The organism is Christiangramia aquimixticola, assembly GCF_048285835.1.
Lineage (GTDB): Bacteria > Bacteroidota > Bacteroidia > Flavobacteriales > Flavobacteriaceae > Christiangramia > Christiangramia aquimixticola.
Window position 1 is genome coordinate 1 of record NZ_JBLVTL010000260.1, and the last position, 291, is coordinate 291.

The 291-nt window shown below is 47.8% G+C and carries 1 protein-coding gene; it reads right to left on the bottom strand.

From position 1 onward, the window contains the following. Window positions 1–275: AAA family ATPase (locus tag ACNKXV_RS14400; RefSeq protein ID WP_417908396.1), on the bottom strand; the 275-nt coding region annotated here is incomplete at its 3' end. Window positions 276–291 lie beyond the last annotated feature (16 nt).

Consider the following 291-nt stretch of genomic DNA (forward strand, 5'->3'; position numbering starts at 1 on the left):
CCGACATGCTCGCTGGTTTTGTCAAGAGCCTTTCCGTTTTGGAAGATCTGCTTCTTTTTCCCTGCCTCAAAAGAGCAGCGAACTTCCAGAGGTTTTCCTTCGATTTGGAGCTTCCCTTTGATGGTGAAAAAATCCATCCCATGGGAAATATTCAGGCTATCACTGCTTTGCACCGCACTTTTGGTGAGGGACAGGTAGTGGATGCCATCCAGGATGTTGGTTTTGCCACTGCCATTCAGTCCCAAAAAGCAATTGATCTGAGGGCTGAAAATCAGGCTGGTTTTGAGGTGG